General features: G+C 72.7%; 25 protein-coding genes. 14 read left to right on the top strand and 11 right to left on the bottom strand.

Annotation, left to right across the window (positions count from 1 at the left end):
• Positions 1–241: 241 nt before the first annotated feature.
• The 4 genes from OHA65_RS03935 (at position 242) to OHA65_RS03920 (ending at position 3,870) form a co-directional block, all read left to right on the top strand.
• Positions 242–811, top strand: coding sequence for a PadR family transcriptional regulator (locus OHA65_RS03935; protein WP_327281667.1), 570 nt, complete (start codon positions 242–244; stop codon positions 809–811).
• A 70-nt stretch (positions 812–881) separates the two neighbouring features.
• The gene (locus OHA65_RS03930) at positions 882–2,603 is read left to right on the top strand and encodes an acyl-CoA dehydrogenase family protein (RefSeq protein WP_327281666.1); all 1,722 of its coding nucleotides are present in this window, start codon (positions 882–884) and stop codon (positions 2,601–2,603) included.
• Between the two features lie 121 nt (positions 2,604–2,724).
• The gene (locus tag OHA65_RS03925; RefSeq protein ID WP_327281665.1) at positions 2,725–2,901 is read left to right on the top strand and encodes a hypothetical protein; all 177 of its coding nucleotides are present in this window, start codon (positions 2,725–2,727) and stop codon (positions 2,899–2,901) included.
• A 9-nt stretch (positions 2,902–2,910) separates the two neighbouring features.
• Positions 2,911–3,870 (top strand): aldo/keto reductase, encoded by a 960-nt coding sequence (locus OHA65_RS03920; RefSeq protein WP_328761565.1) that lies wholly within the window; start codon positions 2,911–2,913, stop codon positions 3,868–3,870.
• Between the two features lie 36 nt (positions 3,871–3,906).
• On the opposite strand, the gene OHA65_RS03915 is transcribed toward OHA65_RS03920, so the two are convergent.
• Both OHA65_RS03915 and OHA65_RS03910 read right to left on the bottom strand, forming a co-directional pair.
• Positions 3,907–4,236: a hypothetical protein gene (locus OHA65_RS03915; RefSeq protein WP_405761189.1), complete on the bottom strand. Its 330-nt coding sequence runs from the start codon at positions 4,234–4,236 to the stop codon at positions 3,907–3,909.
• A complete protein-coding gene (locus OHA65_RS03910; RefSeq protein ID WP_327281662.1) occupies positions 4,233–4,409 on the bottom strand; it encodes a hypothetical protein in 177 nt (58 codons plus the stop codon). The genes OHA65_RS03915 and OHA65_RS03910 overlap by 4 nt, the downstream gene beginning before the upstream one ends.
• A gap of 93 nt (positions 4,410–4,502) precedes the next feature.
• Between OHA65_RS03910 and OHA65_RS03905 the strand changes: the two genes are divergently transcribed.
• Both OHA65_RS03905 and OHA65_RS03900 read left to right on the top strand, forming a co-directional pair.
• Entirely contained in the window at positions 4,503–5,141 is a 639-nt protein-coding gene (locus OHA65_RS03905; protein ID WP_327281661.1) for a TetR family transcriptional regulator, read from the top strand.
• A 100-nt stretch (positions 5,142–5,241) separates the two neighbouring features.
• Positions 5,242–7,056, top strand: coding sequence for a protein kinase domain-containing protein (locus OHA65_RS03900; RefSeq protein WP_405761187.1), 1,815 nt, complete (start codon positions 5,242–5,244; stop codon positions 7,054–7,056).
• A 70-nt stretch (positions 7,057–7,126) separates the two neighbouring features.
• On the opposite strand, the gene OHA65_RS03895 is transcribed toward OHA65_RS03900, so the two are convergent.
• From OHA65_RS03895 to OHA65_RS03885, 3 genes are all read right to left on the bottom strand, one after another.
• Positions 7,127–7,954 (bottom strand): tyrosinase MelC2, encoded by an 828-nt coding sequence (locus OHA65_RS03895; RefSeq protein ID WP_327281659.1) that lies wholly within the window; start codon positions 7,952–7,954, stop codon positions 7,127–7,129.
• A complete protein-coding gene (locus OHA65_RS03890; RefSeq protein ID WP_327281658.1) occupies positions 7,951–8,379 on the bottom strand; it encodes an apotyrosinase chaperone MelC1 in 429 nt (142 codons plus the stop codon). Before OHA65_RS03890 ends, OHA65_RS03895 begins: the two co-directional genes overlap by 4 nt.
• Positions 8,380–8,542: 163 nt before the next feature.
• Positions 8,543–9,136, bottom strand: coding sequence for a hypothetical protein (locus OHA65_RS03885; RefSeq protein WP_327281657.1), 594 nt, complete (start codon positions 9,134–9,136; stop codon positions 8,543–8,545).
• A 374-nt stretch (positions 9,137–9,510) separates the two neighbouring features.
• Between OHA65_RS03885 and OHA65_RS03880 the strand changes: the two genes are divergently transcribed.
• From OHA65_RS03880 to OHA65_RS03870, 3 genes are all read left to right on the top strand, one after another.
• Positions 9,511–10,806, top strand: a complete 1,296-nt coding sequence (locus tag OHA65_RS03880; RefSeq protein WP_371645735.1) for a flavin-dependent oxidoreductase — start codon at positions 9,511–9,513, stop codon at positions 10,804–10,806.
• Positions 10,803–11,783: a hypothetical protein gene (locus OHA65_RS03875; RefSeq protein ID WP_328761558.1), complete on the top strand. Its 981-nt coding sequence runs from the start codon at positions 10,803–10,805 to the stop codon at positions 11,781–11,783. Before OHA65_RS03880 ends, OHA65_RS03875 begins: the two co-directional genes overlap by 4 nt.
• Before the next feature lie 96 nt (positions 11,784–11,879).
• Positions 11,880–12,896 (top strand): zinc-binding alcohol dehydrogenase family protein, encoded by a 1,017-nt coding sequence (locus OHA65_RS03870; RefSeq protein ID WP_327281654.1) that lies wholly within the window; start codon positions 11,880–11,882, stop codon positions 12,894–12,896.
• 372 nt (positions 12,897–13,268) lie between these two features.
• Here OHA65_RS03870 and OHA65_RS03865 read toward each other — a convergent pair whose 3' ends face one another.
• Positions 13,269–13,481, bottom strand: coding sequence for a hypothetical protein (locus tag OHA65_RS03865; protein WP_405761184.1), 213 nt, complete (start codon positions 13,479–13,481; stop codon positions 13,269–13,271).
• A 502-nt stretch (positions 13,482–13,983) separates the two neighbouring features.
• Between OHA65_RS03865 and OHA65_RS03860 the strand changes: the two genes are divergently transcribed.
• From OHA65_RS03860 to OHA65_RS03850, 3 genes are all read left to right on the top strand, one after another.
• Positions 13,984–17,328: a CHAT domain-containing protein gene (locus tag OHA65_RS03860; RefSeq protein WP_405761181.1), complete on the top strand. Its 3,345-nt coding sequence runs from the start codon at positions 13,984–13,986 to the stop codon at positions 17,326–17,328.
• Between the two features lie 163 nt (positions 17,329–17,491).
• Positions 17,492–18,043, top strand: a complete 552-nt coding sequence (locus OHA65_RS03855) for a DUF4232 domain-containing protein (protein WP_327281652.1) — start codon at positions 17,492–17,494, stop codon at positions 18,041–18,043.
• A 101-nt stretch (positions 18,044–18,144) separates the two neighbouring features.
• Positions 18,145–18,705: a hypothetical protein gene (locus tag OHA65_RS03850; RefSeq protein ID WP_327281651.1), complete on the top strand. Its 561-nt coding sequence runs from the start codon at positions 18,145–18,147 to the stop codon at positions 18,703–18,705.
• A 57-nt stretch (positions 18,706–18,762) separates the two neighbouring features.
• Here the strand turns inward: OHA65_RS03850 and OHA65_RS03845 are convergent, their stop codons facing one another.
• Entirely contained in the window at positions 18,763–19,287 is a 525-nt protein-coding gene (locus OHA65_RS03845) for a hypothetical protein (protein ID WP_327281650.1), read from the bottom strand.
• A 105-nt stretch (positions 19,288–19,392) separates the two neighbouring features.
• Positions 19,393–20,991, bottom strand: a complete 1,599-nt coding sequence (locus tag OHA65_RS03840) for an MFS transporter (protein ID WP_328761553.1) — start codon at positions 20,989–20,991, stop codon at positions 19,393–19,395.
• A 133-nt stretch (positions 20,992–21,124) separates the two neighbouring features.
• Here OHA65_RS03840 and OHA65_RS03835 point away from each other — a divergent pair, with 133 nt between their 5' ends.
• Positions 21,125–21,568: a MarR family transcriptional regulator gene (locus OHA65_RS03835; RefSeq protein ID WP_327281648.1), complete on the top strand. Its 444-nt coding sequence runs from the start codon at positions 21,125–21,127 to the stop codon at positions 21,566–21,568.
• 75 nt (positions 21,569–21,643) lie between these two features.
• Entirely contained in the window at positions 21,644–21,916 is a 273-nt protein-coding gene (locus OHA65_RS03830; protein ID WP_328761551.1) for a hypothetical protein, read from the top strand.
• A gap of 67 nt (positions 21,917–21,983) precedes the next feature.
• Here the strand turns inward: OHA65_RS03830 and OHA65_RS03825 are convergent, their stop codons facing one another.
• The 3 genes from OHA65_RS03825 to OHA65_RS03815 all read right to left on the bottom strand — a co-directional run bounded on the left by OHA65_RS03825 (position 21,984) and on the right by OHA65_RS03815 (position 24,599).
• The gene (locus tag OHA65_RS03825; protein WP_327281646.1) at positions 21,984–22,463 is read right to left on the bottom strand and encodes a hypothetical protein; all 480 of its coding nucleotides are present in this window, start codon (positions 22,461–22,463) and stop codon (positions 21,984–21,986) included.
• 116 nt (positions 22,464–22,579) lie between these two features.
• Positions 22,580–23,296 carry a hypothetical protein gene (locus OHA65_RS03820; protein WP_327281645.1) on the bottom strand — a complete coding sequence of 239 codons (717 nt, stop codon included), beginning with the start codon at positions 23,294–23,296 and terminating at the stop codon, positions 22,580–22,582.
• Positions 23,297–23,396: 100 nt separating this feature from the next.
• A complete protein-coding gene (locus OHA65_RS03815) occupies positions 23,397–24,599 on the bottom strand; it encodes a serine hydrolase domain-containing protein (RefSeq protein ID WP_405761177.1) in 1,203 nt (400 codons plus the stop codon).
• Between the last annotated feature and the right edge of the window lie 155 nt (positions 24,600–24,754).

Raw genomic sequence — 24,754 nt, 5'->3', positions numbered from 1 at the left:
TCCTCTGGCAGCTGTCGGGCCGGGCCGGCACGACGGTGCCCGACCGGCACCAGTGGGTTGGTGCACGAGCCACGCTAGGGCGTCGGGACCGGACGGAGGGTGGCAGAAGCCCCGAGTCCGCTCATCGCGTGACAACTCGGACCCGCTTTCGGGTGCTGATGCCGGCGGCTGCGGGGTGAGCCGCGTCTCAACCGGGCGCTGCGGCTTGTCTATGCAACGAGTTGCATAGAAGGATCGGGGTATGGCGCTCGAACATGCGATCCTCGTCTCGCTCCTGGAGAAGCCGGGTTCAGGCTATGAGCTCGCCCGGCGCTTCGACCGCTCCATCGGCTACTTCTGGACCGCCACGCACCAGCAGATCTACCGCGTCCTCAAGCGCATGGAGAGCGAGGGCATGCTCGCCGTCCGCGAGGTGGCGCAGCAGGGCCGGCCGGACAAGAAGGAGTACTCCGTCGCCGACCCGGGCCGCGCCGCCCTCTCCCGGTGGCTGCACGAGCCGATCGAACCCGAGAGCCTGCGCCACGACCTCGCCGTCAAGATCCGCGGCGCGGCCTTCGACGACCCGGCCGCACTGGTCCGTGAGGTCGAACGGCACCGCCGGGTGCACAGCGACCGACTCGCCCACTATCTCGCCGGAGAGCTGCGCGACTTCACCGGGCCCGAGGCCCCCGCACCGCTCGACGCGGGGCAGGAGCTGCAACACGTCGTGCTCCGCGGGGGCATCGCGTACGAACGGATGACGGTCGCCTGGCTCGACGACGTACTCGCCACCGTCCAACGGCTCGGCGCGCCGCCCCGCCCGGTCGCCTGAGCCGCTCCCCCCACCAGCGCCGCTACCAGCACCTTCACCCCTCGACCCCGACCCCGGAAGGCGAACCCCCATGGCCGACTCCCTGCTGTTCAACCCGAGCACCTACGATCCGCAGCACTTCGACCCCGAGACCCGCAGGCTGCTCCGCGCCACCGTCGACTGGTTCGAGGAGCGCGGCAAGCGCCGGCTGATCGAGGACTACCGCACCCGCGCCTGGCTGGGCGACTTCATCGCCTTCTCCGCCAAGGAAGGCCTGTTTGCCACCTTCCTCACCCCGGCCCCCGCCGCTGACGGGCACCCGGACAAGCGGTGGGACACCGCCCGGATCGCCGCCCTCAACGAGATCTTCGGGTTCTACGGCCTCGACTACTGGTACGCGTGGCAGGTGACCATCCTCGGTCTCGGGCCCGTGTGGCAGAGCGAGAACACCGATGCCCACGCCCGCGCCGCCGAACTCCTCTCACAGGGCGAGGTGTTCGCGTTCGGCCTGTCGGAGAAGACGCACGGCGCCGACATCTACTCCACCGACATGCTGCTGGAGTCCGACGGCAACGGCGGCTTCCGGGCCACCGGTTCCAAGTACTACATCGGCAACGGCAACGCGGCCGGCCTCGTCTCCGTGTTCGGTCGCCGCACCGACATCGAAGGCCCGGACGGGTACGTCTTCTTCGCCGCCGACAGCCGCCACCCGGCTTACCACCTGGTGAAGAACGTCGTCGACTCCTCGAAGTACGTCAGCGAGTTCCGCCTGGAGGACTACCCGGTCGGCGCCGAAGACGTCCTGCACACGGGCCGTGCCGCCTTCGACGCCGCACTGAACACCGTCAACGTCGGCAAGTTCAACCTCTGCACCGCCTCGATCGGCATCTGCGAACACGCGATGTACGAGGCCGTCACCCACGCCCACAACCGCGTCCTCTACGGCCGCCCCGTCACCGCCTTCCCGCACGTGCGCCGCGAGCTGGCCGACGCGTACGTACGCCTCGTCGGGATGAAGCTGTTCAGCGACCGTGCCGTCGACTACTTCCGCTCCGCCGGCCCCGACGACCGCCGCTACCTGCTCTTCAACCCGATGACGAAGATGAAGGTGACCACGGAGGGCGAGAAGGTCATCGACCTGATGTGGGACGTCATCGCCGCCAAGGGCTTCGAGAAGGACAACTACTTCGCCCAAGCCGCCGTCGAGATCCGCGGGCTGCCCAAGCTGGAGGGCACGGTCCACGTCAACCTCGCGCTGATCCTCAAGTTCATGCGCAACCACCTGCTGGACCCGGTCGAGTACCCGGCCGTCCCGACCCGCCTCGACGCGGCCGACGACGACTTCCTCTTCCGCCAGGGCCCCGCCCGCGGCCTCGGTTCCGTCCGCTTCCACGACTGGCGCCCCGCCTTCGACGCGTACGCCGCCGTGCCCAACGTCGCCCGCTTCCGCGAACAGGCCGACGCGCTGTGCGAGTTCGTCACCACCGCAGCCCCCGACGAGGAGCAGAGCCGTGACCTGGACCTGCTGCTCGCCGTCGGCCAGCTCTTCGCGCTCGTCGTCCACGGCCAGCTGATCCTGGAGCAGGCGCGGCTGACCGGCCTCGACGAGGACGTCCTGGACGAGCTGTTCGCCGTCCTCGTACGGGACTTCTCCGCGCACGCCGTCGAGCTGCACGGAAAGGACTCCGCCACCGAGGAGCAGCAGCGCTGGGCGCTCGGCGCGGTGCGCCGTCCCGTCGTGGACGAAGCCCGCTCGGCCCGGGTCTGGGACCGGGTCGAGGCGCTGTCCGGGGCGTACGAGATGGCGCCGTAACGGCGCCGCGACAACCACCCCGGCCCACCACCACCGCGGCGCCCGCGCGGTGGTGGCGGGCTGCCGCCTCCAGGTGGCGGACCCGGGCCCGGGAGCCCCTTCGTGCGCGTAGCGTGGTCGCATGACTACGATGCCGACCGGTGCGAGCGGACCCAAGGTGCCGCCTTCCTACCCGCCGAGGACGCCCCCGCCGCAGAAGAAGCCCGTGGAAGCCCCGCGTCCGCGGCCCGCCACGAAGCCGGTGGCCCGTACGTCCCCGCCCGGAGCCCTGGTACGGGGGCGCGCCGCGGCCTCGTAGGGTGGCGGGATGGCGATCACACCACCGGAGAAGGACGGCGCCCGGCTGCTGTACGGCTGCATGGCGCTCGGCGGCAGCTGGGACACCGATGCGTACGGCTCCGCCGACATCGATGCGGCCGAGGCGGCGATCGTGGCGGCGCTGGAGAGCGGCATCGACACCTTCGACCATGCCGACATCTACCGCCGCGGCAAGGCGGAGGCCGTCTTCGGGGAGGTGCTGTCCCGTACCCCGGGCCTGCGCGAGCGGATCGTGCTCCAGACCAAGTGCGGGATCCGGCTCGCGGAAGGCGACCGCCCCGGCATCTACGACCTGCGCGGCGCCAACATCGTGCGGCGGGTCGAGGAGAGCCTGGTGCGCCTGCGCACCGACGCCGTCGACGTCCTGCTGCTGCACCGGCCCGATCCGCTGGCCGACCCGCAGGACGTCGCGGCGGCGCTCACCTCGCTGCGCGCGCAGGGGCTGGTCCACAGTTTCGGTGTCTCGAACATGAACGCCGCCCAGATCGCCCGTCTCCAACGGCACCTCGAATTCCCGCTGGTCGCCAACCAGCTGGAGATGAGCCTGGACCGGCGGGACTGGCTGGAAGACGGCGTACTCGTCAACACGGCCGCGGCGGCGGCGAGCGGATTCCCGGCCGGGACCGTCGAGTACTGCCTGGACAACGGTGTCCGCCTCCAGGCCTGGGGCGCGCTGGCGCAGGGCCGTTTCACCGGTGCCCAGGAGAGCCCCGCCGAGCGGGCGACGGCCCGCCTCGTGCGCGAACTGGCCGAGGTGAAGGGCACGACGCCCGAGACGGTCCTGCTGTGGTGGCTGCAGCGGCACCCCGCCCGGATCGCCCCCGTCGTGGGGAGCGGGCGTCCCGAGCGCATCCGGGCCTGCCGCGACGCCGCGCTGCGCGAACCGGAGCTCACGCACGAGGAGTGGTACGACCTGTGGCTCACCGCCCGCGGAGCCCCGCTGCCGTAGCGGGGCGGGCGGGCGGACGGGTCGGTGGCGCGGCGGTCAGCCGATGCTCCACGACCAGGTCTGGTCCGCGCTGACCAGACAGACGAGGACGACGAGGTCCGCGATGCCGAGGGCGAGACCGAGCCGTGCGCGGCCGGCCCGGGTCGTACCGCGGTGCAGTGCGAGCGCGGCGAGGACGATCGAGGCCGGACCGAGGAGCAGGTTCAGCGCGAGGAGACCGACCAGGCCCAGCACGAAGGAGGCCACCGCCATCCCGTCGGCCTGACGGACGGCCGCCGCGGGCGCGGGAGCGGCTGCGGCTGCGGGCCCGGGCTTGGGCGCGTGGGCGTGGGTGTGGAGCGCGGTGTCGGGGGCGTTCACGGTCATCCCTCCCGTCGGCCGGCCGGCCGGTGGTGGCGGGCCGTCCGCTCGCGGACCGCGAAGACCAGCAGCCAGCAGCCGATCGCGGCGGTGGCGGCGAGTGACACGGGGACGGGGACGTGGGCCACGGTTCCGAGGGCGATCCCCATCAGCATGAGGGCCGCTATCAGGAAGAGCATCGTGCTTCCTCCAAAACAGGAGACAGTTGTGCACTGACTGCTCAGTCTAAATGCAGTGAGCGAATATGAGGAATCGGGGGTTGACTTTTCGTCATGAGTGAGACCATCGGGGCACGCCAGGCCCAACGCCACAAAACCCGCAGGGCCTTGCTGGACGCGGCCCTGTCACTGTTGGAGGAGCAGAACCTGGGCAGCCTCGGGCTGCGCGAGGTGACCCGGGTGGCCGGGGTGACCCCGACGGCCTTCTACCGGCACTTCCGGGACACCCAGGAACTCGGGATCGCGCTGGTCGACGAGGCGCTGCAGAGCCTGCACGCCGCCGTCCGCTCGACCCTCGCCGCCTCCGGCGAGGCCGCGCAGCGCATCGACACGACCGTGGATCTGATGGCCGAACTCGTACGGGAGTACCCGGCGCACATCCGCTTCATCGTCCGCGAGCGGCACGGCGGCGTACGCAGGGTGCGCGAAGCGGTGGCCGGTCAGCTGGACGCGTTCGCGGGTGAGGTGGCCGATCGCCTGGGCGCCGATCCGCTGAGTGCGGGCTGGAGCGCGGACGACCTGCTCATGCTGGCACGGCTGTACGTCGACCACATGGTGATGACGGTGTCCGCCTACCTGGCCGCCGGCCCGGACGACGTGGCGCGGGCTGCCGTCACGCGCACCGCGCGCCGCCAGCTCCGGCTGATCCACGCGGGACGGCTGAACTGGGCCGCCGCGCAAGACCGTCTCTGACGCCCCGCCGAGGGGATCGTGGCGGTCCGGCGGCGCCCAAGTATCCTCAGCCCGACGGGATTTGGCTGACCACCGATACACCGGACGACGAGGGGCAGACATGTGGGGGCGGGGGACGGTTCTCGGGGACCGGTACGCACTGGCCGAGCGGATCGGCGGTGGCGGCATGGGCGAGGTCTGGCGAGCCGACGACGATGTGCTCAGACGGCAGGTAGCGGTGAAGGTGCTGCTGCCCGCGCTGCTCGACGACCCCTCGTTCGCCGCGCGGTTCCGCCGCGAGGCCACGGTCCTCGCCTCGCTCAGCCACCCGGGCATCGTCGACGTGCACGACTACGGCGAGAGCCGGATCGAATCCGGTGAGCAGGTCGCGTACATCGTCATGGAGCTCGTCGAGGGGCGGACGCTGACCGAGGTCCGCGCGCAGGACGGACCCCTCCCGGCCGCACGGGCACTCGACATCGCCGGGCAGGCCCTGGACGCCCTGCACGCCGCACACCTCCAGGGCGTCACGCACCGCGACATCAAGCCGTCGAACCTGATGCTCGGCGACGACGGCCGCGTCACCGTCACCGATTTCGGCATCGCCCGTTCCAGCGCGGCCAGTACGGGCATCACCGACTCGCACGCGGTGCTGGGCACGGCGCTCTACATGGCCCCCGAGCAGGCGGAGGGGCTCGGCGCCGTCGCAGCGTCCGACCTCTACTCCTTGGGCGTGGTCTGCTACGAACTGCTCACAGGGGAACCGCCGTTCACCGGCGAGTCAGTGGTCGAGATCGCGCTCAAGCACATCCGGGAGCCGGTGCCGGACCTCCCCTCCGAATTTCCGGAGCCCGTGCGCGCCTTCGTCGCCAGGGCGTTGGCCAAGCGGCCCGAGGAGCGCTACGCAGACGCCTCGGTGATGGCCGCGGCGGCGCGGCGCGCGGCAGCCGGCCGGCCGCTCGGCGAGCTCGACGCGCCGGCGGGACCGGTCGTCTCCGGGACAGGCCGGGATCCGGTGGCGGGAGCAGAGCTGCGGCGGACCTGGTGGGACCGGCTGCGCATCCCGGCGCAGGTCTCCGCACCGCTCGCGATCGGGGTCACCGTGACGATCACGGTCTCGGTGGCCGTCACCGTCTTCTACATCGACCCGGGTGCCCGGCGGACCGACGCGAGCGTGGCGGGACAGCGGCCGTCCGCCTCGATTTCCGCGCCGGCGTCCGGCAGCGGGAGCCAGAGCCAGAGCCCCGGCGCGGCCCCCTCGGCGAGTGCGGCGGCCGGGACGCCGGATGCCGCGGTTCCGGCTCCGGGCGACAATCCGGGTGTGCAGGGCGGCGGGGGCGCTGCGGCGGGCGGTGTCGGCGGCGCGGCCCCGGCGGCGAACCCCCCGACGGCAGCAGGCGGTTCCGGCAACGGCGGGAGCCAGCCCGGTTCCGGGCCGAGCGGCGGCGGCGCCGGGGGCGGGACCAAGCCCGGAGGCGGGGGCTCGACCCCCGGCGGGACGGGCAACGGCGGGACCGGCGCGCCGCAGGGCTGCGGGGGCGCCGGGTGGGGCGCCATCACCAACGTCGGTGACGGGCTCAAGATCGGCGTGAGCGGCGCCGCGCCGCAGGGCGGCGCGAAGGTGGTCATGGGCGGCACCACGGCTTTCGGGTGGCTCCACGAGAAGAGCAACTACGACAGCTTCAAGACGTGCGGCCCGTCCGGTATCGCGATGTCCCGGGCGCTGACGCAGTTCGGTGACACCGTGCGCGTCGAACTCGCCGGCCAGTTCGCCGGCGACGTGTGGTGGAACCTGGAGCCGGCCCCCTCGTCGGGTGCCTACTACATCAAGGACATCTCGTTCCAGGGCGGGTGCCTGACGGACAACGGCGCCGGGAACCAGCTGACGGTCATCGCCTGCTCCGGGAGCAAGGCCCAGCAGTGGCGGCTCGGCTGAGGGCCACCCCCTGCGGCCTTCGCCGCGCCCGGCCCGCCGACCCCGGTCCGGGGTCGGCGCGCCGCCGCCATCAGTGCTCGGTGTCGAACGTGTAGAACTTCCGGTGGTCCAGCAGGTCGGCCGGAGTCACGTTGTTCCACGGCCTCATCGGCTTGTGCAGGTCGACGACGTCCTGCGTGGCCGCGGTGGGCAGGTATCCGGACTTCGGGTTCCGGCGCTGCCACTCGGCCCACAGCATGTCGATGAAGGCGTGGTGCATCCAGAACACCGGGTCGTTGGGCGAGGCCGCGCTGGCCATCTGGCCGCCGATCCACATGTGGACCCGGTTGTGGAGGTTGGCGCCGCGCCAGCCCTCCAGGTGGTTGCGGAAGCCGTCCGAGGCGCTGTTCCAGGGGGCCGCATCGTACACGGGCATGGCGAGCACGGCGTTCACCTCGGCCTTGGTCGGCAGCTGGGTGCCGCCCCCGCCCAGGGTGCGCCGCAGGTACGTGCGCCTGTCCACCCCCACGGTGACGGCCCACTTGCCTCCTCCGTAAGCGAACGGGCCGTCGACGACCTGCCCGTCACGGTCGCGGCCGGTGCCGCCCAGGAAATCGGCGGCCCAGAGCGAGGAGGCCGCGGTGCGGTCCTGCGTCCAGTCCCAGTAGGGGAGCGAGACCTTCGGGTCCACCTTCTGGAGCTCGGCTTCGAAGTCCAGCAGGAAGCGGCGGTGCCAGGGGAGGAAGGAGGGGGACCGGTGGCCGACCCGGTCGCCGAAGTCGCTGTCGGTCATGAGGAAGGTGTTGTGAACGGCGGCGAAGCGGTCGTACGTACCGTTCCGCTTCAGTTCGAGCAACGCACCCGTGAAGGCGCGCTTCTCGTCCGCGGTGAGCTTGGCCTGGTTCTTGCGGACGGTCATGACGTGCCTCCCGTGGGGCCGAACGGAGCGAGTGCGGCGCCCTGGAGGTCCCGTACGGCGGCGCGGACGACCGCGACCGGGTCGGGGAACGTCTGGTAGTGGTTGACGACGCTGACCCAGCTGCCGTCGGCGTTGCGCATCACGTGCAGCTCGTTGCCGTCGATGCGGACGGTGGGCAGCTCGGGGGAGTGGTGGCCGCCCTGGTGCTCGCCCCCGCCGAAAGTGATCTGGATGCGGCGGCCCTCGTAGACCTCGTCGATGGTGCCGGTGGGTATGGGGCCGGGCGACGACGCCGCGGCCGCCTCCTTCGGGTCCCCGCCCGGCGAGGACGAGCCGGAGACCTTGATGACGGCCGCGGTCACTCCTGCGGCGGCGAGCGCGCCGGCAGCAGTACCCAAAGCCTGTCGGCGGGTGATCTTCTTCATGGCCTGAAGAGGTATCAGAAGGGCCGGAACGCGCGATCAGTGCCCCACCCATCTAATTCGGCCCCTCCGGATCCTGCATTCCACATCGGCGGAACGCGCAAGGACTCCCCGCCGCATCCGGAACCGGGAACGCGGGCGGGGAGTCCGAGTACGGGTGCGGCGGTCAGCCTTCGCGCGCCGCCACCGGAACCGGCCGGCGGGGGGACCGCGCCGTGCCGCCGCCGTCCACGTGGTTCGCCTTGAGCGCCGCGTACGCGCTGCACAGCGCCTGCGTACGGACCTGCCGCCGGTCCGCGCAGGCCGTCAGATCGCCCGCGCACTGCAGCTCCCACCGGGGGAAGCGGCGCCGGGACATGGCCACGGCGGCACTGGGGGCGAAGTACAGCATCGTGGTGTTCTCGTGCGGGTTGTGCGCCGACCCCTCGTAGACCATTCGGCCGGTGGTCTCCAGCCGGTCCGCCAGGCGGGTGAGGGTCCGCTCGTCGGGCCGGTCCATGAACAGGCCGACGTGGTTCTCGAAACCGTGGACGCGCTCCTGCGCACCCACGTCGTCGGTGTACCCGGGGCCGCACCGCGGGAAGAGGAAGACCTCGACCTCCGGCGCCAGACCGGCGGTGACGCGCAGCCGCGTCACCCGTATGTCCGCATCGTCCGGGAGCCAGTGACGCTCCACCAGACGGCGCTTGACCAGCACGCTCGGTATGGTGGTCGAAGCGGGCCAGCCGTTTTCCTCGAAGTACGCGAGGGCGGATTCCACTGTTTCCGGGAACAGTAGCGTTGCACAATGCGATACAACGCATCGGCTCTTGATTTCCCGTTTGAGATCGCCCGGTATCCACGGTGGCAGGAGTGCGTCCAGTGGCTTTTTGGAGGCGTGGAGGGCGTAGTCAACAGCATGCTGGAGGCGCTGGACGTCGCACGGTTCGAACGTCACCTGAGGCATGTCGCAGCCTTTCTGTTGCCGACACTTGATTAAAGCCATGTCACCCATCAGGCGGCACTCGGCCATGGTCTGATCGGGTGAACGAACATGGCTGACCTGCGCATCTTGACCTCATGTAACCGTGGTTGTACTCATCGGTGAAGTACCGCACTTTCAACGGAAGGCGTCTTTCCCAGGAGGTAGAAGGCATGTCTCCGTACGGCCGAAAGAATGCTCCGCGCATCGTCATAGCCGGTGCCGGAATTGGCGGATTGACCACGGCCTTGAGTCTTCACGCGGCAGGGCTGGACGATGTGCTCATCGTCGAAGCGTGCCCCAACCTGCGCGCTGTGGGTGCGGGCATCAATCTCCAGCCCGCCGCCGTGCGGGAGCTGACCGAACTCGGATTGGCGGAAGCGCTCGACGAAGTCGCCGTCGCGACTGCCCGGTTGGAGTACCACCACCGCTACGGCGGCAAGATCTGGTCGGAACCGCGCGGCCGCGCCGCCGGCTACAACTGGCCGCAGTACTCCGTGCACCGGGCCGACCTCCAGGACATCCTGCTGTCGGCCGTACGGGACCGGCTCGGCCCCGGGGTGCTGGTCACCGGAGGCCGCCTCATACGCTACGAGCAGGACCGGGACCGCGAGCGGCCCACCGTTCGGGCGTACGTGGTGGACCGGCCGGGCCCGCTCTCCTGCGACCTGCTCATCGGCGCGGACGGCATCAACTCGGCCGTGCGCGCGACGATGAACCCGCACGAAGGGCCGCCGCTGGGCAACGGGATATGCATGTGGCGCGGGGTGACCGAAGCCCCTCCCTTCCTCGACGGACGCACGATGGTCATCCTCGGCTGCAACGCACGGGTGAAGGCCGTGGCCTATCCCGTCTCCCGGCCCGGCAAAGGCGGCCGCTGCCTCCTCAACTGGGTCGTCGAGAGCCGCACCGCCGACGGACTCGGCGAGGACGACGCGCGGGGCGCCGACTGGGACCGCGCGGTCCCCCCGGAAGAGGTCCTCCAGCACCTCGAAGGCTGGCGCAGCGACTTCCTCGACCTCCACGGCATCATCGCCGCAGCACCCCGCATCGGCCGCTACCCGATGATCGACCGCGACCCGCTGCAGGCCTGGACGGACGGCCGGGTCGTCCTCCTCGGAGACGCCGCGCACCCCTTGTACCCGACCGGCTCCAACGGTGCTTCGCAGGCGGTCGTCGACGCCCGCGTCCTGGCGTACGAACTGGCCCACCACGGCGTGGACGAGGCGCTGGCCCGGTACGAGGCGGACCGCCGGCCGCAGACCACCCGGCTCCTCGCCGCGCACCGCCGGCTGGAACCCGACCCGGTGCTCCGCCAGGTGGAAGCCCTGGCCCCGGACGGCTTCCACGACATCCGTCACGTGCTGCCCGAGGACCGGCTGGACGGCATCAAGTCCTGTACGCGCCAGGTCACCGGCGTGGACGCCACCGCGCTCAACGCGCGTTCCTCCTGGAGCGTCGCCGTATGAACGGCTCCCGCACGCGCGCCACCGCCGTCGCCGCGCTCGGCTCCGCCGCACTGCTGGCGGCGCTCCTGTCCTCCATCGGCCGGCCGGCGGTCCCACCACCGCCCTCCGGTTCCGCCGCGCGCATGCCCGCCTGCGGCAAGGACACCGGCAGAGCGGCCTGCTCCACGTACGGCCGCGCCGCCCGGCTGGGCGGCGGGACCGTCCGGACGTACAGCGAGTACCAGGGCGGGATCCCCAAGGCCCTGGGCATAGCCCTGACCGCCTCCGCCGTCACCGGGCTGCCCACCGCCGCCGCCACCGACGGCAAGCACTGCTATGACGCGGACGACGACGGACACCTCGACGGGGGCCACGAATGCGTCGGCGGCCACAGCCTGGAACTCGCGCTCCCGGCAACCCCGGCCGCCGCGGCCGGCCTGCCCTTCCAGTGGGCCCTGTTCAACTGGAACCCGAAGGGCCACAACCCGCACGGCCGCTACGACGTCGCCCACTTCGACGTGCACTTCTACCTCGTGCCCCGCACCGTCAGGGAGGCGATCAAGACGGGCGGCTGCGCACTGCTCATCGCCTGCGACCAACTGGCCGAAGCCGGCCGGCCCGTCCCGGCCGCGTACCTGCCGGCGGGCTACCCCGCGAGCAGCCCGCAGACCGCGGAGGGTGCCATGGGCGCCCACCTCGACAGCCGGCCGCCGACCACGGGCACGCTCAGCGGCCAGACCTTCATCTACGGGGCGTACGGGGGCGACCTCATCTTCATGGAGCCCATGCTCACCAGGGACTTCCTCCAGCGGCACCGCACCGCGCCCGCCCACCGCACCTGCGAGGCCATCCCCCAGCCGGCCGCATGGCGCATCCCCGGCTGGTACCCCACGCAGTACTGCACCGCGTACCGCCCCGGCGAGGGCGACTACACGGTCTCGCTGACGGAGTTCGTCCACTCCGGCGGGGCGCGCCGCCTCGCCACGGCGGTCCGCTGAAGCCCTGCAGCGTGGCGCAGCCGGCCGGGCCGGCCGGCAGCCGTCACAATCGGAATGTCCGTCATGCCGCCTCATCACCCATTTGGGGGCTAGTTCATGTACGCAGCCGTGGTCCACGCCCTGGGGCAGCCACCCCGGTACGAGTCCGTGCCCGAGCCCGTCCCCGCGTCCGGCGAGGTGGTCGTCGAGGTACTGGCGGCCGCGCTGTACCCGCTGGTGCGCTCGTTCGCCTCGGGCGGCCACTACACCGGCGGCGACGCGCTGCCGCTGGTCCCCGGGTTCGACGGGGTGGGCCGGACCTCCGCCGGCGAACTGGTCTACATCCCGGTGCTGGAGCCCCCGCACGGGACCATGGCCGAGCGTGTCGCCGTACCGGCCGCCGCACTCATGCCCGTACCGCGCGGGCTCGATCCGGTCACCGTCGCCGCCGTCATGAACCCCGCCTCCTCGGCCTGGATCGCACTGCGCGAGCGGGGCCGGCTGCGCGAAGGGGAGTCGGTGCTCGTCCTCGGCGCCACCGGCAACGCCGGACGGGCCGCCATCCAACTCGCCCTCGACCAGGGCGCGGGCGCGGTCGTGGCGGCCGGGCGCGATCCGCAGGCGCTGCGGGCCGCGGCAGCTCTGGGCGCTCACCGGACGGTGCAGCTCACGGGCTCGGACGAGGAGATCGCGGCGGCCTTCGGTGCGGCTGCCGCGGACGTGGACATCGTGCTCGACTACCTGTGGGACCGCCCTGCCGAGCTGGCGCTCGACGGGATCCTGCGCCACCGTGCCGATCTCACCCGTACCCTGCGGTGGGTGCAGGTCGGATCCGCGGCCGGGCCCGACATGACCGTGCCGTCCGCCTGGTTCCGCAAGGCCGACGTGAGCGTCTGCGGCAGCGGGCTCGGCTCGATCTCCGGCGCCCGGCGCGCCGCCGCCCTGCGCGAACTGCTCGCCCGGCTGCCCGCCCTGGCGCCGACCACCGAGGTGGTCACCGTGCCGATGTCCGAGATCGAAACCGCATGGGATTCCCCGACGTCCTCCGGGGCCCGGCTCGTGTTCGTCCCCGGCGGCGCCGACGAACGGGCCTCCGCGGCGCGCGAAGCCCACAAGGACAGGGAAACCGTCTGACCGGATCCCCCACCCGTGACGGGCCCACCCGTGACGGGTCCCCGCCGTGCGGCCGCGGCGGTGGGCTCGGCGCCAGGTACAGGCCCAGGGTCCCACCGGTCTCACGGGTGAGGGGACCGGGCAGGTCCGGGCCGAGCGGGCCGCCGAGCTCGCGGGCGTGCAGGCGCGTCGCGGCTCCGAGCGGGTGGCGTGGGTGGAGGCGGCAGAACGCGGGCGGTGGCGGCCCGCCAGGGCGGGAGCCGGCCACCGCCCCAGCGCGGGCGGCAGGTGGAGCACGGCGCAGGCGGTCAGCGCGGTGGCCCGGCCGAGGGCCGGACGGGCGGCGGTGACCTCACCGCGCGTGGTGTCGGGCAGGACCAGCCACAGGTGCGGTCACAGCGCGGCGAGGTAGGGGCGCACGTCGCGGTCGATCCGGACGGACGCGGCATGGATGCGGTCGCCGCTCCACGTGGGCCGGCCCGCACGCTCGGGGCTTGTCCGGACCATCGCCGCCCGGGCGCCGCGTGTGCGGGCGACCGCGGCTTCCTGCTGGTGCCGGTGCCAGGCCTCGGCGGACGCACGCCGGCGGGAGGTGATCCGCTGCACGGGGCGGCGGGCTCGTCCGCGGCGGAGCCGAGGGGCCTGCGCGATGCCCCGATGGCCGCGGCGCCGCCCAGTACCGCGGCCAGCGGCACGCCCCGCCGATGCCGCGGACGGCGGGCGCGACTCGCCGGACCCTTCACCGGACGGGCCGACGGCATGAACCCGGCGCTCCCGCTGTACGCGTGGAGGCCCTGGGGGTCGCCCAGAGCCTGGAGCACGCAGTGCAGCGACGCCGACCGCGTGCGCCGTCTCCCGCTCCCGACGGCCCCGCGCCGCCGCGAACACCCCCGCCAAGACGGCGTCGTCACCGGCCGGACCGCGGCGCAGGCGCCGGCGGATCGCGTCCGCGTTCGCGCATACGAGCCCCAACTGCCGCGTGGTCTCGTCGACCTCGGCCGTGTTCCCCGTTCCCCCGGGTCGGCGCCCGCCGTCGCCGTCTCCGTCGCGGAGCGTATCCGAGGAACCACCCGCCGCTGCAAGGACCGTGGCACTAGCATCACCCGACGTGAGTGATGCGGGGGACCCAGAGCGCACCGTACGGCCGGCCGCGGTGCAGGCGATGGAGGAACGGCTGGAGCGGGTCGTGCTCCACCGGGACCTGACCCCCGTGGTCGAAGCCGGTGCCCTCGACGACGCGCAGCGGCTCGCGGAGCTGCTGTCCGGCGAGGACGACCTCGTCGTCCGCCATCTGCTGGGTTGGTTCCACTGGTTCCGCCACCAGGCGATACCCGCACCTGCGGACCAGAGCCACGAGCAGGATCAGGGCCAGGGCCAGGGACACGACCGGGGCCAGCCGGATCTGCGCGCCGCCGTGGGGGCCCTCACCGCGTGTTTCCTCGCCGGCGACGACGATCTGCCCGTACCGTTGCTGCCCCTCATCGCGGAGAGCGCCGCCGGGTACGCCTTCGAACTCCTCGCGGACCTGCGGGAGTCGGACGACCCCGTTCGGCTCGCCGCCGTGGCGAACCTTTGGCAGCGCATCGTCGCGGCCCTCCCCGCCGGGCATCCCCACCGCGCCGTCCACCTGAGCGCGTTGGGCAACGTACTGCGGATCAAGTTCGGACGGGGCGGCCCGCCGGCCGATCTCGACACCGCGATCGACCGCTTCCGCGAGGCGCTGTCGACGGCCCCCGACGGGCCCGGCCGCGCCATGTACCTCTTCAACCTCGCAGACGCACTGCGCGTCCGGTCCCAACGGGCCGGAGCGGCGGCGGATCTCGACGGCGCGGTCGGCCTGCTCCGTCAGGCGGCACAGGCCGCCCCGGAGGACGGCCTCTACCAGGGGCTCGTCCTGACGACCCTCGCGAGAGCGCTGCTCGCCCGGTTCGAGCGGGCCGGAGCGGTGGCGGATCTGGACGGCGCCATCGCCGGGTACCGGGAAGCGGTGCACGCGTTCCCCGGAGGTCACCCCGGCCGGACCGAGGGCCTGTCCAGCCTCGGCAACGCGCTGCGGATCAGGTCCGAGCGGACCGGCTCCGTCACGGACCTCGACGCGGCCGTCGAGGCGGGCCGCCGGGCGGTGGACGCGGCGCCCGCCGGCCACCCCGGGCTCCCGACGTTCCTGTCGAACCTCGGGCTCGCCCTCCAGGCCCGGTTCCTGTGGACCGGCCTCCCCGAAGACGTGGACGCCGCCATCGAGACGTGGCTCCGCGCCGTGCAGGCGGCGGCCCCCGGCCATCCCGACCGCGCGATGTTCCTGTCCCACCTCGGCGGAGGCCTTCGGGCCCGGTACGAGCGGATCGGAGGCCTCGCGGACCTGAACGCCGCCGTCGACCGCCATCGGCAGGCGGTCGACGCCGTACCCGCCGAACACCCCGACCGCGCGCGGTACCTGTCCCACCTCGGCCTCGCCCTGAGGACCCGCTTCGGCCGGACCGGAGACCGCACGGACCTGGGCGAAGCGATCGCAGCGGGCCGGCTGGCGTCGGAGGCCGTTCCCGCCGACCACTGCGAGCGTGCCACCTACCTCGACAATCTCGCAGACGCACTGCTCGTACGGTTCGACCGCGACCGGACCGCCGCGGACCGCGAGGCGGCCGTGCAGGCCTGGTCGACGGCATCGGCGGCGGAGTCGTCCCCGCTGCCGGTCCGGATCCACGCGGGGATGTCCGCGGCCCGTCTGCTGGCGCGGTCCGGCAAGGCGGAAGAGGCGGCGCGAGCAGCGGACACGGCGGTGCGCCTGCTGCCCCGCACGGCGCAGCGCAGACCGGAGCGCCCGGACCGGCAGCACGCGATCGGCGACGTGGCGGGCCTGACCGGTACCGCCGCCGCGCTCGCGCTCGCCGCCCCGGGCGGCACGGCGCAGGAGCGGGCGGAGCGCGCCCTCGGGATGTTGGAGGTCGGCCGCGCCGTACTGCTAGGCCAGGCGCTGGACGACCGCAGCGACCTCACCGAGCTGCGCGAACGCCATCCTGAACTCGCGCGCCGGTTCACCGAGTTGCGGGACGGCCCCGACCGGGTCCCGAACCCGCTCACCGCGGCCGGCCCGGGCGACGGCGCGGGGCCCCCATTGCCGCGCCACGACGCGGTGAGGCACGAACGGCCCCGGCTGGCGGCGGAGTTCAGCGACCTCCTGGCCGAGATCCGTGCCCGGGAGGGCTTCGCCTCCTTCGCCCTTCCGCCCACCATCGACGAACTCAGGGCCGAGGCGGTCCACGGGCCGATCGTGGTCTTCAACGTCAGTACCCACCGCAGCGACGCGCTCCTCCTCACCTCCGAGGGCATCCGCAGCCTCCCTTTGCCCCGACTCGACCGCACCACCGTGATCGACCGGGTCAACGCCTTCCGGCAGGCCCTGCACACGACGTTGGCCGTGGCGGACCCGGCCGGGAGCGTGGAGGCACAAGCCGTGCTCGTCGACGTGCTGGAGTGGCTGTGGGACGCCGCAGCCGGGCCCGTACTGGACGCCCTGGGACTCCCGGGCCCGCCCCCGCCCGAAGCCGGGGGGACCGCTGACCTGCCCCGTGTGTGGTGGGCGCCGGGCGGACTGCTGGGCCTCCTCCCGCTGCACGCCGCCGGCCACCACACCGACGCGCCGCACGACCCCTGCCGGCGCACGGTGATGGACCGGGTCGTCTCCTCCTACACCCCCACCGTGCGCGCACTGCGCCACGCCCGCGAGCGCGGCCGGCACCGGCGCGACGACCCGGCAGCGGCCGGGCGGGCGCTGATCGTCGCCATGCCGACCACGCCCGGACTGCCCGGGGGAGGCCGGCTGCGCTTCGTTGACGCCGAGGCCGCGATGCTGGAGGCCCGCTTCCCCCGCCCCATCGTCCTCAGGGAGAGCCGCCGGCCCGGCGCACGTAGCGGTCCGGCACCGGCCGCCGACCCGACGAAGGCCAACGTACTGGCACACCTGCCGCTCTGCGCGATCGCACACTTCGCCTGCCACGGCACCAGCGATCCCACAGACCCCTCACGGAGCCGGCTGCTGCTCCACGACCACGCGGACGACCCGCTCACCGTCAAGAGCCTCGCCCCCGTCGCACTCGACCACGCCAGGCTGGCCTACCTGTCCGCCTGCCGCACCGCGGCCACCGACACCGCCGACCTCCTCGACGAGGCCGTCCACCTCGACGAGGCCGTCGACCTCAGCTCCGCGTTCCAGCTCGCGGGCTTCCCCCACGTCATCGGCACGCTGTGGGAGATCGACGACCAGACCGCCGTCGGCATCGCCCGGGCCTTCTACGACGGCCTCAGGACGGAGTCGGCGGCCGTCGACCCCGACCGGGCCGCCCGTGCCCTGCACGCGGCCGTCCGACAGGTCCGGGACGGCGACGACCTGCCGCCCGGCCATGACCGCAGACGAGCCCCACTCCTGTGGGCGGCCCACCTCCACGCCGGGGCGTGAACCGGCCGACGGGACGGTTTGGTGGGACGCTGGGAGGAGGCAGGCCCCGAGCGCAGAGGCGTCGACCGCCCTTGTGACGCTCCCGGGCAGCGCTCCGGCGCTTGCGGGCGGCCCGGGCTCCGGGCCGCCCGCGATCCGCGCCGTTCACCGTGGAGGACAACCCATGAAATGCGCAACGCGAAGTGGCGCCCTCAAGGCCTCGTCCGTACTGCTCGTGGCGGGTTTCGTCGCCGGGGGCCTGATGGCGGGTGCCGGGTCCGGGACAGCTGCCACCGGGGACGCCCCACGCGCCCCGGCGGCCGCGTGCACCAGCAAGCAGATCGCCGCGACCAGTGCGCAGTCGACCGGGTCCGGGGCGGTGATCACGGTGACCAACAAGGGTCCGAAGGCGTGCGTGCTGACGGGCTTCCCCAGCGTGGCCCTCGCGGGCCAGGGCTCGCCGGACAAGAACAAGCCCCTACGGGTGCTCAACCAGGGGCGGTCCGCCCCGGTGCAGCTGGCGCCCGGAGGCCGGGCCTCCGCGCAGCTCTCGTTCACACCGGTGCTCGGTGAGGCGGACGGCTACTGCGCCTCCGGCGCCGACCCCTTCGTCGCGCCGACGATGGTGGTGGGTGTCGCCGGCGGTCGCTACCAGCTGGCGCCCGCGGACGGCAGTGAGTTCGCGCTCTGCGGCAACACCGTCCGCGCCACCGCCTTCCGCGCGGCCGGCTCCTGACACTGCCCGGGCCGGCGCCGCGATGCGGCTGGTGACGGTGGGTTGATATAGCGTGCGCACGTCAAACATGTAATCGCACGCGTTTACGGGGGATTTCCCGCATGACCTACCCGCCACAGCCGGGCCCCGGCGGCCCCGGCCCCTACGGCCAGCCCGTCCCGCACGCCCAGCAGCCGCCGCAGGGATACCCGCCCCAGCCGGGATACGGGCACCCGCAGCAGCCCGGCTACGGACAGCAGCCCCAGCCGGGCTACGGACAGCCGCAGCAGCAGTACCCCTTCCCGCAGCAGCAGTTCGCCCCGCCCCCGCCGCCCGCCCGGAGCGGGGGTCTGGGGGTCATGAAGATCCTCAAGATCATCGTCGGCGTGATCGTCGTCATCGCGTGCGTGGTGGGCTACTTCGCCAGCCAGGACGATGCCGACAAGGCGGAGGTCGGGGACTGCCTGACGAACAAGGGGACCACCGTGAGCCCCGACCTCCAGGTGGTCGAGTGCGGTGGCGCCACCGCCCGCTACAAGGTGGTCAAGGTGATCCCCGACACCCTCGACACGAGCCAGTGCCAGGGCAAGTCGGACATCGGCTACCACGAGCAGATGAGGGGCTCCCGGCGCAGCTCGGGCAAGCAGTTCGTGCTCTGCATCGACGAGCTCAAGAAGAGCTGAGCCGGGCGGCGCCGCTCCGGGCCGCGGCCGGACGAGGCCGCGGCCCGGAGCGCCGTCTCAACTCCCGAAGAGGGACCGGTAGGGCTGGTCCTCCGGTGTGAAGACGAGGACGAAGTCCCCTCCGGCCACGACGGCCACCTCACGCAGACGGGCCAGGACGTCCTCCTCGGCGGGAAGTTCGAGGCCGAGGGCTGCTGCGGCCCGGTCGCGTTGCGCGAACAGGTCCGGCATGTCCTCCAGGTAGTCGTCCGCTATCTGCCGGCTCTCCTCCACGGTGAACGTGCCGCAGTCCCGCCACCAGGGGACGACCAGCAGCAGCCGCAGGAGTTCGGGCAAGCCGATCGCGACCAGCGCGGCGCCCCCTTCGGAGTCCGCGTACAGGACGGGACGTTCCTCGCCGCCTTCTCCGCAGAAGAAGAAGGTGCCGCCGCAGCCATCGCCGGCGAAGCCCTCCAGCGCGGCGCCCGAGGCGAGGTGGACCTCCTCGACGTGATCGTCCCGGTCCAGGTCGAAGTCCGCCGGCCAGGCGAGGAACTGGGCGGCCCCGTCGTGTTCGCGGATGGCGGTGATCAGCGATCGCATGAGTGCCAGGTTATCTCCACGCCCGCCGGCACCCATCGGGGGCGTGGCGCCGAGCCCGGGCCGTCTTCCGGATCAGGCCGGGCCCGGCGCCGCTCCGGTTCGGGTTCAGGAGGCCGTCCGGCCCGTCGCGAGGGTCGGGCGGGGGCCGTTCGCCTGCCCGGGGCGGCGCTGCGGGCGGAATCCGAACGCCAGGACCGCCGCGCCGACCAGTGCGAATCCCGCGGTCCAGAGGGCTCCGACGTGCATGGCGTGGATGAACGCCGCGTCGGCCGCTTCGGCCAGCCGGGGGTCGTGCGTCGCGGCGGCCACGTGCCGGGCGAGCTCGGCCGAGACGCGGGCCTGGCTCTGCACCGGATCCGGAAGACCCGTCAGCGAGCCTTCGATCGAGGCGCGGTAGGCGAGCGACGTGATCGTACCGCCGGCCGCGATCCCCAACACGCTGCCGGTCTGGCGCAGCGTGCTGTTGACCGCGCTGCCCGCGCCGGCCTGCTCCAGGGGCAGGGAGCCCAGTACGGCACCCGTGACGGGAGCGATCACCATCCCGATCGAAGTGCCCTGCACCAGCATGACCACCGAGTACCAGGCGATCGGCGTGGTCGCGTCGAACAGGGCCAAGGAGCCCATCGCCAGACTCGCGACGCCCAGCGCGGTCGTGCAGACGAGGCGGACCGACGTCCGACGGGTCAGCCGGACGGCGATCGGCGAGCCGACGATCACGCCGAGCGCGCCCGGAAGCCCGAGGAACGAGGCGTCCAACGCCGAGTACTGGCGCGCGCCCTGCAGGTAGAAGGCGAGGTAGAAGGAGCCCGCCGTCATCGCCAGGAAGACCGTCATCAGAGTGATGTTCCCGGTGGCGAAGCGGCGCTGCGCCAACAACCGGGGGTCGAAACTGGGTTGGGAGATGCGCAGTTCGGTGACGACGAACGCCGCGATCAGCGCGATGCCCGCGGCGGTGCATCCCCACACGCGCGGCTGCGTGAAGGAGGCGTCCTGCCCGGCGCGGATCAGACCGTACGCGAGCAGGCCCAGGCCGCCCGTCGACAGGATCAGCCCCGCCGGGTCGAGGCGGCGGACCTGCGGGCTGCGGGAGTTCGGCACGAACCGCGCGATGAACCCGAGGCCGAGGAGGACCACCGGCACGTTGACGAGGAACACCGAACCCCACCAGAACCGGGCGAGCAGCCCGCCGGCCAGGATCGGCCCCGCGGCGATGCCGACCCCGGCGAAGGACGACAGCGTGCCGAAGGCGGCCGGTCGCTGCTCGGGCTCGAACGTCCAGCTCACCACCGCCATGGTGGCCGGGACGAGTAAGGCGGCCCCGGCGCCCATCACGGCCCGCGCCGCGACGAGTTGGCCGGACGTCGAGGCGTAGGCGGCGAAGGCCGACGCCGCGCCGAACAGGGCCATGCCCGCGAGCAGGGTGGTGCGGTGGCCGAACCGGTCGCCGAGGGCGCCCCCGGTGAACATCAGCCCGGCGAAGGCCAGCGTGTAGGCGCCCGTGGCCCACTGGAGTTGGCCGGGCGTGGCACCCAGGCCGGTCACGGGGTCGCTCAGCGTCTCGAAGGCGGTGGACAGGATGGTGCCGTCGAGCCAGATGAGGAGTTGGGCGAAGACGAGAACGCCCAGGATGAGCCGCTGACGGGATCGCGGTGGATGTGGCTGCGACTGTGGCTTTGATGGCGGCGGGTGGATGGCGGATGACATGCGTGACTGCCTTCGGCTCGGGAGGGTTCGGCGCTGTCGCGCGCTAGAATCGACAGGTACCTGACGTTCTGCCGCGCCATCCTGGCAAACCCGTCAAGTTCCTGTCAATCAAACTGAGTTCGGAGGTCGTCACGTGGGCGAGAACAGCCACGATCGCGTGCTGAGTTTCCTGGTCCGCCACACCTGGCTCAGCATGCGGGCCGCGATCGGGGCCGAGTTGGAGGAGTTCGGCCTCACCGTGCCGCAGTTCGCGACCCTGATGATCGTGAAGTCGTCCCCGGGCATGTCGGTCGCGCAGCTGGCCCGTTCGGTCGGGAGCAGCCGCCAGGCCGCCAACGAGATGCTCGCGGCCCTCGAACGCGACGGGCTGATCACCCGCTCCGCGCACCCCACCGACCGCAGGACGCACCAGGTGCACCTCACCGGTCTCGGAGCGACCCGCTACGAGGACGCGCTCCCGGCCGTCCGACGACGGGAGGCCGAGCTGCAGGCGGGACTGGCGCCGGATCAGCGCGAGGCGGTCTTCGCATGGATGTCGGCGATCTCCACCGCCTGTCACGAGCCGGGGGTCGGCTGACCTCCCGCCCGGCCGGCCGCTGCGCCGGGCGGGGGAGGGGCGGTCACGGTGCGGGCGGCCCGTCGTTTCCCGGACATGACTGATCTCATGGTCCAGATCCCGGCCGACTGGCTGGCCCGGGTGTTCCTCTCGCTCCGCCGCGGCTCGTCGCAGGACGCCCAGGTCTCGGCAGCGGAGCTGCAGCCCTTCACCGAGAAGCCCGGACAGCGGATCCCGGTGCCGCGGGCGACCGTTCTGCGCAGCGAGCTGGCGTTGCGGGGAGAGGTCGAGAGTGTCCGGGAAGACGAGCGGCGGGCACGGCTGTTGGAGGAGGCCGACTACCTGATCACCGCTCGCCGCGACGCATAGGCGTCGCGTCGGCTCGCGAGCCGGGACGTGAGCCGGGTCGCGTCCCGGCTCCCGTCCCGGCTCCCGCTCAGTAGACGAGCTTGTACGTCACGTCCTTGGGGACCGGGTGCGGCGCGGTGTCGGTGTAGAGGAGCCGGATGGTGGTGTAGCGCTGCACGTCGGGGTGCTCGGGCCAGCGCTGCGGGTGGCTCAGCGTCACCGTGACCGGGTACGGGCGGAAGCGGCCCGCCGCGCAGTACGGGGTGCAGTCGTTCACCATGTCGGTGCCGGTGGCCGTCGCGGTCCGCTTGCCCCAGGAGTCCCAGCGCAGCCCCACGAGACGGTTGTTTCCGTCGCCGCAGGCCAGCAGGTACTCCTCGGGCCGCACGCGGGCCCGGGAGAAGCAGTCGACGACCACGACCGGGTCGGGATCCCGGGGGGCGGCCCGGGTCTGCGCGGATGCCGGTACGGCGCCGGCCACGAGGGCCGTGGCCGCGCACAGCAGGGTGACCGTCCGCATCCTGGCTCTGGGTGCGGGAGCGAGCCCGCCCTCTTGTGAAGCGTCCACGAAGCCCTCCTCGCGGCTCGGGTCCCGCCCTCATGGGTCCAGCCCAGCTTCCCCCATCCGGGCGCACCCCGCACCCGCTGCGGCGGCCGGCCGGGGCGCGGCCGCCGTGGGCCGGTTCAGGAGACGGCGTACCACTGGCTGGCCCAGCCGGTGTTGATGGTGCTGGTGGACTGCTCGGCGAGGTTCACGGTGGCCGGCAGGGAGGTCTGGCCGGTCAGGACCGTGCTGTAGCGGAGGTTCGGCGGGGTCAGGCCCGCGTTGACCGAGATCCCGGCGCCCGTGGACTTGAGGGTGAGTGCGTTGGTGGCCCAGGTGCCGTTGAGGAGCAGGGCGATGAAGTAGGTGCCGGGGGCTGCGGTGAACGGCTTGGCGAGCGGCAGCGGCTTGGCGATCGCGTCGGTCATCAGCTGGGGCGAGATGTCCGCGGTCGACGCGCGCAGGGTGCCGCCGGCGTCGTAGACGCCGAGGTAGGACTGGGAGAGCTGGGCGTTCGGGTCGATGCCGGCCAGCCCCAACCAGACGTTGGACCAGGTGATCTGCTCGCGCAGCACGATCCGCACCAGCGTGACCCGGCCGCCGACCCCGGCTGCGGACTGGGCGGTGACGTGGCCCGCGTCGTTGGGGTCGCCGGTCCAGGCGAGCAGGTTCTGGTCCTGCGGGCGGGGGCCCTCGTACCCGGCGCCGCCGCCCGGCGCGACCGGAGCGGGAGCGGCGGCGCTGCTGGCGCCCTTCCCGTGCGGGCCGTCACCGGACGTGGTGCAGCCGGTCAGCACGAGCAACGCGGCGAGAGCGGCGGCGAGGCCGGTCGAGAGGAAGGTGGTACGGGTGCGCATGGTCCCCCCATGAGGTGCGGATGTGCCAAAGGGGCCATGGTCACACGGGCCGCATCCACCGCCCACGTGCGGCCCCGTCACCGCAGGCCCGACCCGGGGACTACTTCGGCGGAGCGGCCACCGGCGCGGGCCAGAGGTGATCGGGGGTCACGATCGAGGTGACCGCGTTCCCGATCAGGCCGGACAGGTTCTTGCCGTGGTGGTCCATGTCGCTGTTGACGAACACGACGAGGGTGGCCTTCTCTGCGGGGAGCTGGGCGGCGATGGTCTCGTAGCCGGGCAGCTCGCCGTTGTGGCCGAGCCAGCCGTTGAAGTCGAGCATGCCGAGGCCGTACGAGGCGCCGGGAACGTTCCCGATCGGCAGTGCCCTGAGCCGCTCCGCCTGCGTCTTCCTGGTCAGCAGCCGACCGTCCGCGAGCGCGGGGGCCCAGGTGTGCATGTCGTTCAGGTCGGAGATGACCCCGCCGGCGGCCCAGGCCCAGGAAGGGTTCCAATTGGTGGCGTCGGCGACGGCGCCCTTCGGGGTGAAATCGGTGTACCCGTGGGCGTGCGGGTCGGGCATGGCGCTGTCGCCGGGCAGCGAGGTGCCGCGCAGCTTCAGCGGCGTGAACACGTGATCGCGGAGGTAGTCGCCCAGGCCCTGGCCGCTGACCTTCTCGACCAGCATCCCGAGCAGGACGGTGTTGGTGTTGCTGTACTGCCACTTGGCGCCGGGCTTGAAGTTCGCGGGATGGCTGAAGGCGACGTCCAGGAGCTGGCGCGGGGTGTACGAGCGGTGCGGGTCGGCGCGCATTCCCGCGAGCCATGCCTCGTCCGTCGTGTAGTCGAAGAGACCGCTGCGCATGTCCGCCAGCTGGCGGAGCGTGACGGCGCCCCCGCCGGGAACGCCGGAGACGTACCGGGAGATGGGGTCGTCGAGGCGGACCTCGCCCCGGTCGACCAGCTGGAGGACCCCGGTGACGGTGAAGGTCTTGGTGACGCTGCCGATGCGGGTGTACAGGTCGGACTTCATGGGCGTGCCGGTCTGCTTGTCCGCGATGCCGAAGGACTTCTCGTACACGCCGCGGCCGGGCATCCAGAGGCCGATGTTGACGCCGGGGACCCCGGCCTCCTTCATGATCTTCGTGATCGCCGCGTCCAGCTTCTGCACGGTCGCGGGATCGAAGTTCTCGCGCGCGCAGGCGGCGGCGGGCCGGGCGGGGTCGGTGCCCGCGCACAGTGCGGCGAGCAGCAGGGCCGCGACGGCGGGTACGGTCGTCCGGCGCGATCGCCGCCGTCCGGGGAACGGGTGGTACCGGCCCATGATCGGTCACCTCTGCCCAGGGTCGACGAGACGAGCGTCCCCGAGCCCCCGAGGTGCTCCACCCATCGTAGGAGCGCCGCCCCCGACCTGCCCGGTCGGGGGCGGCGCGTACCGTGCCTTGGCTGCACGTGGTTCCGGAGGCCTGCGCGAGGGCA

The sequence above is a fragment of the Streptomyces sp. NBC_00045 genome (genome assembly GCF_045041095.1).
Lineage (GTDB): Bacteria > Actinomycetota > Actinomycetes > Streptomycetales > Streptomycetaceae > Streptomyces.
This window is presented reverse-complemented; position numbering and strand designations above follow the sequence as displayed.

Excerpts from the sequence above, each read along its gene's own strand:
- OHA65_RS03850 (WP_327281651.1), top strand. The coding sequence starts at position 18,145 with ATGACCTACCCGCCACAGCCGGGCCCCGGCGGCCCCGGCCCCTACGGC.
- OHA65_RS03930 (WP_327281666.1), top strand. The coding sequence starts at position 882 with ATGGCCGACTCCCTGCTGTTCAACCCGAGCACCTACGATCCGCAGCAC.
- OHA65_RS03875 (WP_328761558.1), top strand. The coding sequence starts at position 10,803 with ATGAACGGCTCCCGCACGCGCGCCACCGCCGTCGCCGCGCTCGGCTCC.
- OHA65_RS03935 (WP_327281667.1), top strand. The coding sequence starts at position 242 with ATGGCGCTCGAACATGCGATCCTCGTCTCGCTCCTGGAGAAGCCGGGT.
- OHA65_RS03915 (WP_405761189.1), bottom strand. The coding sequence starts at position 4,236 with ATGACCGTGAACGCCCCCGACACCGCGCTCCACACCCACGCCCACGCG.
- OHA65_RS03815 (WP_405761177.1), bottom strand. The coding sequence starts at position 24,599 with ATGGGCCGGTACCACCCGTTCCCCGGACGGCGGCGATCGCGCCGGACG.
- OHA65_RS03845 (WP_327281650.1), bottom strand. The coding sequence starts at position 19,287 with ATGCGATCGCTGATCACCGCCATCCGCGAACACGACGGGGCCGCCCAG.
- OHA65_RS03840 (WP_328761553.1), bottom strand. The coding sequence starts at position 20,991 with ATGTCATCCGCCATCCACCCGCCGCCATCAAAGCCACAGTCGCAGCCA.
- OHA65_RS03890 (WP_327281658.1), bottom strand. The coding sequence starts at position 8,379 with ATGAAGAAGATCACCCGCCGACAGGCTTTGGGTACTGCTGCCGGCGCG.
- OHA65_RS03895 (WP_327281659.1), bottom strand. The coding sequence starts at position 7,954 with ATGACCGTCCGCAAGAACCAGGCCAAGCTCACCGCGGACGAGAAGCGC.
- OHA65_RS03905 (WP_327281661.1), top strand. The coding sequence starts at position 4,503 with ATGAGTGAGACCATCGGGGCACGCCAGGCCCAACGCCACAAAACCCGC.
- OHA65_RS03820 (WP_327281645.1), bottom strand. The coding sequence starts at position 23,296 with ATGCGCACCCGTACCACCTTCCTCTCGACCGGCCTCGCCGCCGCTCTC.
- OHA65_RS03900 (WP_405761187.1), top strand. The coding sequence starts at position 5,242 with ATGTGGGGGCGGGGGACGGTTCTCGGGGACCGGTACGCACTGGCCGAG.
- OHA65_RS03925 (WP_327281665.1), top strand. The coding sequence starts at position 2,725 with ATGACTACGATGCCGACCGGTGCGAGCGGACCCAAGGTGCCGCCTTCC.
- OHA65_RS03870 (WP_327281654.1), top strand. The coding sequence starts at position 11,880 with ATGTACGCAGCCGTGGTCCACGCCCTGGGGCAGCCACCCCGGTACGAG.
- OHA65_RS03855 (WP_327281652.1), top strand. The coding sequence starts at position 17,492 with ATGAAATGCGCAACGCGAAGTGGCGCCCTCAAGGCCTCGTCCGTACTG.
- OHA65_RS03830 (WP_328761551.1), top strand. The coding sequence starts at position 21,644 with ATGACTGATCTCATGGTCCAGATCCCGGCCGACTGGCTGGCCCGGGTG.
- OHA65_RS03880 (WP_371645735.1), top strand. The coding sequence starts at position 9,511 with ATGTCTCCGTACGGCCGAAAGAATGCTCCGCGCATCGTCATAGCCGGT.
- OHA65_RS03920 (WP_328761565.1), top strand. The coding sequence starts at position 2,911 with ATGGCGATCACACCACCGGAGAAGGACGGCGCCCGGCTGCTGTACGGC.
- OHA65_RS03910 (WP_327281662.1), bottom strand. The coding sequence starts at position 4,409 with ATGCTCTTCCTGATAGCGGCCCTCATGCTGATGGGGATCGCCCTCGGA.